Below are 7,301 nucleotides of genomic sequence, written 5' to 3'. Positions count from 1 at the left end.
CTTTTCGGAGAACAGACCATTGAGAGTATAAACCAACTGAAGCGAATAAATCCGTATAACAGGATATTGATGCTTTCTTCCGATGTATCAAGTAAAACGGTTATTTCGTGCTTGAAGAATGGCGCAGACGGGTACCTTGCAAAAGAAGATGCCGTACTTGCTTTGGGTAGTTACTTGGATCAGTGCATGAAATTTGACCATGTGCTCAGTCCAGCCGCAGCAAATAGTCTGGTGTATTACCTGCAATCACCGAATTCCGGCACCAACAATTCATCAGAACTGCATTCTTTCGTTAGCAATGAGCTTACCAACGCGCAAAAACTGGTGTATCGCGAACTAGTGAAAGGTAGAAGCTATCAAGACATTGGCGAATCTTTAGGAGTTAGTAAAAACACCGTAGGACAACACGTTCAGCGTATTTACAAAGTACTTGGCGTGCATTCGCGTGCTGAACTCATGTCTGGAAATATCCCTGCTCTTGAGTTCAGCTGATAGGCGCAGGATATGACCGAAGTACAACAGGCCATTCCTCAGTTAGATAGACTTCTATGTAACGTAAATCCGTTTACAGAAAGGGTCGTCAACCATCCTGTCTATGGATCATTGAACACCATTTCCGATGTGCGGAAATTCATGGAGTTTCACGTTTACGCAGTGTGGGATTTCATGTCGTTGTTAAAGGCATTGCAGCGAGAATTTTGCAATACCGATATTCCTTGGCTACCACCAAGAAATTCGGAAGCATCACGATTTATCACGGAGATCGTTCTTGCTGAAGAAACAGACCGTGACCCCGAAGGACGATACATATCGCATTTTGAGCTATATCTTGAGGCGATGAGGGAGATAGGTGCAGACACAACGTTCATATCCAACTTCATCAATGATATTCGTAATGGCGTTCCCATTCATGTGGCCATATCATGTTCTCATCTTCCAACAGCCGTTAAGGAATTTTTGAACTTCACTTTCAGAACCATCGAAACAGGAAAGACACACTGCATGGCGGCCGCATTTAGTTTGGGAAGAGAAGACGTGATACCAAAGATGTTTTCTAAAATACTGAACGATAATGTTCTCCACTTGCCAGTACCAAAATTCCAGTATTATGTCGAACGTCATATCGAACTGGATGGTGAAGATCACGGCCCTCTAGCATGGAACCTATTGCAAACCTTATGTGGCGACAGTGAATTGAAGTGGGAAGAAGCATCAGAGACAGCTTGTAATGCCTTGCATTTCCGGGCCAACCTCTGGAGTTACATCCACACTCAATTACGATAGCAATATAAATTTGATGTATGGAGTGTGATATATCATTCTTAGCATTTATTCAAGAACACGCTCTTGGCGGTGGTACTTGTCCTTCTGGAGCAAAGCTGACCCAACATCCACGTTAATGTGTCGGTGTTATTCATCATGCCCTTACGGCTTGAATTAGTATATAATTGCAATTATTTGGTTCGGATTGGTTATACCGCCAATACACAATTTATGGAACTTAGCACGCAGATTGAGCTTGGGGCGGGTAGTATTTAGAGTAGGTTAGGTGGTTCTACATGCTCTGGTTCACATAATCTACTCGCCCCTTTTTTAACCATGCGCGCACCCCAACTGACGAGGTCAGCAAGTGCCTTCTTCTTGATCGTAACATCTGAATTCGTTTATTCCTAGAGCTTTTCCTGCGATATTTTAATGGCTCAGAGCCTACTTACGAGGTTTTGCCTTAATGACCAATGTTTGACTTTGGTCGAATAATAGCTCTTTGTGGATTTTCGCGCTGAAGAAAAATAAGTGGGATGGGTGAGTCTGACTCAAACATTTACCCTATATGTTAAAACGGGGTAATTAAATCCATCCATGAGAACAGTTTGAATAAACCTTCCCATCCCACCTCGGTAATTTGTCGGTTCCAATTACCAGATTGCTGTGTCTCAAAAATCCAAGAAATCCCTGAAATCCAACTAATGCGTACTGACCAATTTCAATCCACATAGTAATCAGAAATGATTAGCGAGGCTGGTCCAATAACGTGATAATGTCAGATTAAGAAGTGCTGTTGAAACTGAAACGTTCTTCCTTCCGCGTATCAAGCCTTTTTTGCTGATGTCGTTTTAATCATTTAACGCTGTGACATACAGGTAAGTAATATAACAAACAATTTTACACGATACGTTTAGAGTACCAGGGCGCTTTTTGTAATAATTACTGGTCTCAGATTCATACATTTAATTTGTAGGTTTCGGGGACTGAGTAAGTGAATTAAGGAATATGCTAATCTGGTTGTTTGCAAAAAACATGTTGCCGCAGCGATGGTGAGCCTATTGAGCAGTTGTTCACCGAAATATCTGCGGTTGATCTTGTGCCAGAACTCATTGAAATAGTGCTGTAGATACTTTCTCATGATGCAGTGATAGATTTCCAGGAGTGTTCGTGAGGGCAAGGATTGACATGTATTCTTTTGATTTTTGGGAGGGAACGCACGGCAGCTGCCAATAAGCTAGTACACATGGACATGCTCAGGGCAGGCTCCAAGAGACTTACATTTTAACACACCCCCATACAATAAACCACCGGACGCCTTCGATAGGATATTGGCGCTGGTGAAAGGGCCAAGTGCAGGAACGGGGGTGGCTTCCACGGTGATCGAGCTTGGGGTCTATATCTATGACGAAGAAACGGAACTGCCGCGGGAAGGCGCACAGTTCACAGTGCTGAATGCTCCCAACGGGACGGTGATCAGTGCGGTGACGAATGCCGATGGGCTGCTGAATCTGAAAATAGTGGACTATGCCCCTCATGCAACGGTGATGCTGCAAGGAGAGGTCACGCTGGATGGCTATGAGCCGGAGTCGGGAGACATCGAGCTGACGGCAGGGCATTTCTATTCCATTGATGTTCCGATGAAGCAAGCGCCCTAGATCCCCCAAAGGGGGACATGGAGCAGGTTGGGAAAGTGTAGAGATTCGCTACACTTCGACCGAGCTCGGCATAGTCGCTCAGAACTTTTACCAGAGGTGTAGAGAAGCGGAGAGGATTTGGTAAGAACGGCATTAGGTTTTAGGAAAAGGCAGGGCAACTCCCTGCCTTTTTTACTTTTGCGGCCGCATTTAGATTGGAAGTGTCTGCCAAATTGTCCAAAAGATGGCCACGGCAGGTTATTTGATAAGCGCGGCTGTGCCAAACGGCAATAGGAATTATTAAAGCTGAAAACATATTTGACATGGGAAGTACGAAGGAAGAAGAGTTGAATGCTCAATGGCCGACCGGATCGGAACAGAACGAACCGATGGAAAACGGAGATAACTTGAATGCTGATACGGCAGAAAACGAGAACGAATCAGCTGATCCGACCGAAAGCGCTGATCCGTTGGAAGTGCTTCAGGAAGATTACAGGGCATTGAACGATAAGTACCTGAGGCTGTATTCCGATTTCGAGAATTTCAGAAGAAGAACGGCAAAAGAAAGATTGGATCTTCTGAAATCTGCAGGCGAAGATGTGTTCAAGATCCTGTTGCCAATTGTAGATGATTTTGAACGCGCCAGCAAGAATATGGAAACGGCTACAGATGTTCCGAGTGTGAAAGCTGGCGTTGAACTGATTCATCATAAACTTGTTAAGGAACTCGAAAACAAAGGACTGAAGCCAATGCAAAGTATGGGCGAGGTGTTTGATTCGGAAATTCATGAAGCCATTACGCAGATTCCCGCACCTTCTAAAGACATGAAAGGCAAAGTGGTTGACGTATTGGAAAAAGGTTATTTCATGAACGACAAGGTGATTCGGTTTGCCAAAGTTGTTGTTGGTGCATAGTTGAAATAATATGGCAAAACGAGATTATTATGAAATCCTCGGCATCAGCAAAGGCGCTGATGCTGCTGAAATAAAAAAGGCATATCGGAAGATGGCCGTGAAATATCACCCGGACAAAAATCCGGATGATGCAAGCGCGGAATCCAAATTCAAAGAGGCTGCGGAAGCATACGAAGTGCTCAGCAATGCTGACAAGAAAGCACGTTACGATCAATTCGGCCATGCAGGAATGGGTGGTGCTGCCGGTTTCGGAGGCGGAGGCGGTTTCGGAGGCGGCATGAGCATGGATGACATTTTCAGCCAGTTCGGAGATATTTTCGGTGGTGGATTTGGCGGAGGCGGAGGTTTCGGTGGCGGAGGTCGCAGAACGCGCGTCAACAAAGGTTCAAACCTGCGTGTACGTGTTAAGTTGAATTTGGAAGAAGTGGCCAATGGCGTCACCAAAAAGCTGAAAGTCAACAAATACGTCAGTTGTACTAAATGCAGCGGTAGCGGTGCCGAAGGTGGAAGCATGAAAACCTGTCACACGTGTGGCGGGCGTGGCCAAGTAACACGCGTCATGAACACGCCACTTGGTCAGATGCAAACGTCTTCAACTTGCCCTTCGTGCAACGGTCAAGGACAAACCATTGAGCATAAATGCACCAGTTGCTATGGCGATGGAATTGTGAAAGGTGAGGAAGTGATAGAAGTGAAGATTCCTGCTGGAGTTGGAAACGAGATGCAATTATCCGTTCGTGGTAAAGGAAACGCTGGTGCACAAAGCGGAATTCCTGGGGATCTGATCGTGTTGGTGGAAGAAGAAGAACATCCACTTCTGAAGCGCGATGGCACCAACTTGCACTATGAATTGTACGTGAGTTTTGTTGATGCCGTACTTGGAACTTCTGTTGAAGTACCGACCATCGAAGGCAAGGCACGCATTAAAGTAGAGCCAGGCACACAAAGCGGCAAACTTCTCCGCTTGCGCGGAAAAGGAATTCCTGATCTGGATTATGGCCGCAAAGGCGATATTCTGGTTCACACCAATGTTTGGATTCCGAAGAAGTTGACGAAAGACGAAAAGGCTGCGCTGGAAAAACTTCGCGATTCGGAGAATTTCCAACCAGATCCAGGAAAAGGTGAAAAGAGCTTTTTCGATAAGATGAAAGACTATTTTCACAATTGAGAACTCGATATCGAGTTTAGAACTTTGACATTTACCATTGAATCAATCACCCATTTTTCGTGCTGAGAATGTAAGCAAGGCCTACGCAGGTCATGTGGCCATCGAAAACATCAGCATTTCGGTTCCCACAGGTTCTATTTTCGGTCTTTTGGGGCCAAATGGTGCTGGCAAAACCACTTTTATCCGCATCATCAATCAGATCACAGGTCCCGATTCTGGAGAACTTTGGTTCAATGGCGAACGGTTGCAGCCTAAACACTTAGGTTACATCGGTTATTTACCGGAAGAGCGCGGACTTTACAAAAAGATGAAGGTTGGCGAGCAGGCACTTTATCTGTGTCAGCTTAAAGGACTTTCAAAAAAAGATGCCCTTGCACGCTTGAAATATTGGTTCGAGAAGTTCGAAATTCAAGCGTGGTGGAACAAGAAAGTAGAAGAGCTTTCGAAAGGTATGGCGCAAAAGGTACAGTTCATCGTAACGGTTTTGCATGAGCCAAAGCTGTTGATCTTGGATGAACCTTTCAGCGGTTTTGACCCGATCAACACCAATCTCATCAAGTCCGAAATATTGGAGTTGAAGAAAAAGGGAACCACCATCATTTTCTCTACTCACAATATGGGTTCTGTTGAGGAATTATGTGATCATATTGCCCTCATCAATAACGCACGGGTTATTCTGGAAGGAGAAGTGAAGGAGGTTCGAAACCGATTCCGAACGCAGACTTACAACATCGATTTTCATGGTTCGGTCATGCAATTGGGAAATTCTCTCGGCACTTATGGCGAATTGTTGGGTCACGGCCCAGAAGCTGACCACATGGACGCAACTGTTCGACTTGTGAATGGCGCATCAACCAATCAGCTACTGGGAAACATTATGCGGACAGTGGAAGTGCAAGGTTTTCACGAAGTGATTCCTAGCATGAACGACATTTTTATTGAGGCCGTTGAACGCTACAACAAAGAGAAAGTAACGCTATGAACAAGATCGGTCTCATTATCCAGCGCGAGTATTTAACTCGAGTTCGCAAGAAGTCATTCATCGTGATGACGATTCTTGGTCCAATTCTGATGGCTGCCTTGATGATCGTGCCAGTTTGGATGGCAATGAATGACGAGGACGAATCCAATATTCTTGTGATTGACGATAGCTTTCTGTTCAATCATCGCATGACGGATACAGAAAACATCCATTTCTTTTTTCCTGAGAATGGATTGGATAGTGCCAAAAGTCAGATGGTGGCGAGTGATGATTTTGACGCGGTGCTTTACATCCACAAGAATATCATGTCAACTCCAAGTGGTGTTCAGCTCATCTACGATAAGCAGCCGGGAATCAATGTGATCCGTTACATCGAAAACACGATTGAGAACGATATTGAGAAATTCAAACTCGCCAAATCGGGCATTGATCAAGCAACCATTGAGGCAGCAAAGACCAACATTCGTCTCGTCACAACCAAGTTGGATGAAGTAGGAGAGGAAAGTAAAAGCAACACCGAGCTGAGCATGATCGTTGGAATGTTCAGTGGAGTTCTTATTTACATGTTCATATTCCTATATGGTGTGCAGGTTATGCGTGGTGTAATTGAGGAGAAAACGAGTCGCATCATCGAAGTCATCATCTCGTCTGTTAAACCATTTGAGTTGATGATGGGTAAGATCATTGGCATTGCCTTGGTCGGACTCACGCAGTTTTTGCTTTGGATCGTACTTTCTACGGCTTTCGTTTCAGGGGGAAAGGCATTGGTTCAAGATCAGTTCTCAAATGATACTCCAACCAGTATCGAACAGGCGATGTCTTCTGCTGGAGACGTTGCGCCAGAAGTGGAAGAAGCAGCTTCGGCAGAACTCAATCAAGCAGCAATTGATGATGTTTTTGCGAGCATTCGGCAGATCAATTTCCCATTGATCCTTGGAAGCTTTTTGTTCTACTTTTTGGGCGGATACCTGATCTATAGTGCGCTATTTGCCGCTGTCGGTTCTGCTGTTGATAATGAAGCAGATTCGCAGCAGTTCATGCTACCGATCACAGCTCCGATCATCTTTTCATTTGTAATGGCACAAGTGGTAATCAACAATCCTGAAAGTCCGATGTCATTCTGGCTTTCCATGATTCCGTTCACATCACCGATCATCATGATGGTGCGTATTCCGTTTGGAGTGCCAGCTTGGGAATTGGCCTTGTCAATGTTCCTGTTGGTCGTAGGATTTCTAGCTACAACATGGTTGGCTGGTCGTATTTACCGCACCGGAATTCTGATGTATGGTAAGAAGATCAGCTACAAGGAATTGTGGAAATGGCTGCGATATCATTGA

At 44.9% G+C, this 7,301-nt stretch carries 7 protein-coding genes; all 7 read left to right on the top strand.

Annotation, left to right across the window (positions count from 1 at the left end):
- A partial coding sequence (locus tag K9J17_07310; GenBank protein MCF8276526.1) for a response regulator transcription factor occupies nt 1–492 on the top strand: 492 nt, incomplete at its 5' end.
- A gap of 12 nt (nt 493–504) precedes the next feature.
- Nucleotides 505–1,284 carry a DUF3050 domain-containing protein gene (locus K9J17_07305; GenBank protein ID MCF8276525.1) on the top strand — a complete coding sequence of 260 codons (780 nt, stop codon included), beginning with the start codon at nt 505–507 and terminating at the stop codon, nt 1,282–1,284.
- A 1,310-nt stretch (nt 1,285–2,594) separates the two neighbouring features.
- Entirely contained in the window at nt 2,595–2,921 is a 327-nt protein-coding gene (locus K9J17_07300) for a carboxypeptidase-like regulatory domain-containing protein (protein MCF8276524.1), read from the top strand.
- 302 nt (nt 2,922–3,223) lie between these two features.
- A complete protein-coding gene (locus K9J17_07295) occupies nt 3,224–3,814 on the top strand; it encodes a nucleotide exchange factor GrpE (protein ID MCF8276523.1) in 591 nt (196 codons plus the stop codon).
- A gap of 10 nt (nt 3,815–3,824) precedes the next feature.
- Nucleotides 3,825–4,982, top strand: a complete 1,158-nt coding sequence (gene dnaJ / locus K9J17_07290; protein MCF8276522.1) for a molecular chaperone DnaJ — start codon at nt 3,825–3,827, stop codon at nt 4,980–4,982.
- A 52-nt stretch (nt 4,983–5,034) separates the two neighbouring features.
- Nucleotides 5,035–5,964 carry an ATP-binding cassette domain-containing protein gene (locus K9J17_07285; protein ID MCF8276521.1) on the top strand — a complete coding sequence of 310 codons (930 nt, stop codon included), beginning with the start codon at nt 5,035–5,037 and terminating at the stop codon, nt 5,962–5,964.
- Entirely contained in the window at nt 5,961–7,301 is a 1,341-nt protein-coding gene (locus tag K9J17_07280) for an ABC transporter permease (protein ID MCF8276520.1), read from the top strand. Before K9J17_07285 ends, K9J17_07280 begins: the two co-directional genes overlap by 4 nt.

Source organism: Flavobacteriales bacterium (assembly GCA_021739695.1).
Taxonomy (GTDB): domain Bacteria; phylum Bacteroidota; class Bacteroidia; order UBA10329; family UBA10329; genus UBA10329.
Note: the sequence above shows the minus strand (reverse complement) of the source record. Positions and strands in the feature narration are given on the sequence as shown.

Excerpts from the sequence above, each read along its gene's own strand:
- K9J17_07295 (MCF8276523.1), top strand. The coding sequence starts at position 3,224 with ATGGGAAGTACGAAGGAAGAAGAGTTGAATGCTCAATGGCCGACCGGA.
- K9J17_07305 (MCF8276525.1), top strand. The coding sequence starts at position 505 with ATGACCGAAGTACAACAGGCCATTCCTCAGTTAGATAGACTTCTATGT.
- K9J17_07280 (MCF8276520.1), top strand. The coding sequence starts at position 5,961 with ATGAACAAGATCGGTCTCATTATCCAGCGCGAGTATTTAACTCGAGTT.
- dnaJ (MCF8276522.1), top strand. The coding sequence starts at position 3,825 with ATGGCAAAACGAGATTATTATGAAATCCTCGGCATCAGCAAAGGCGCT.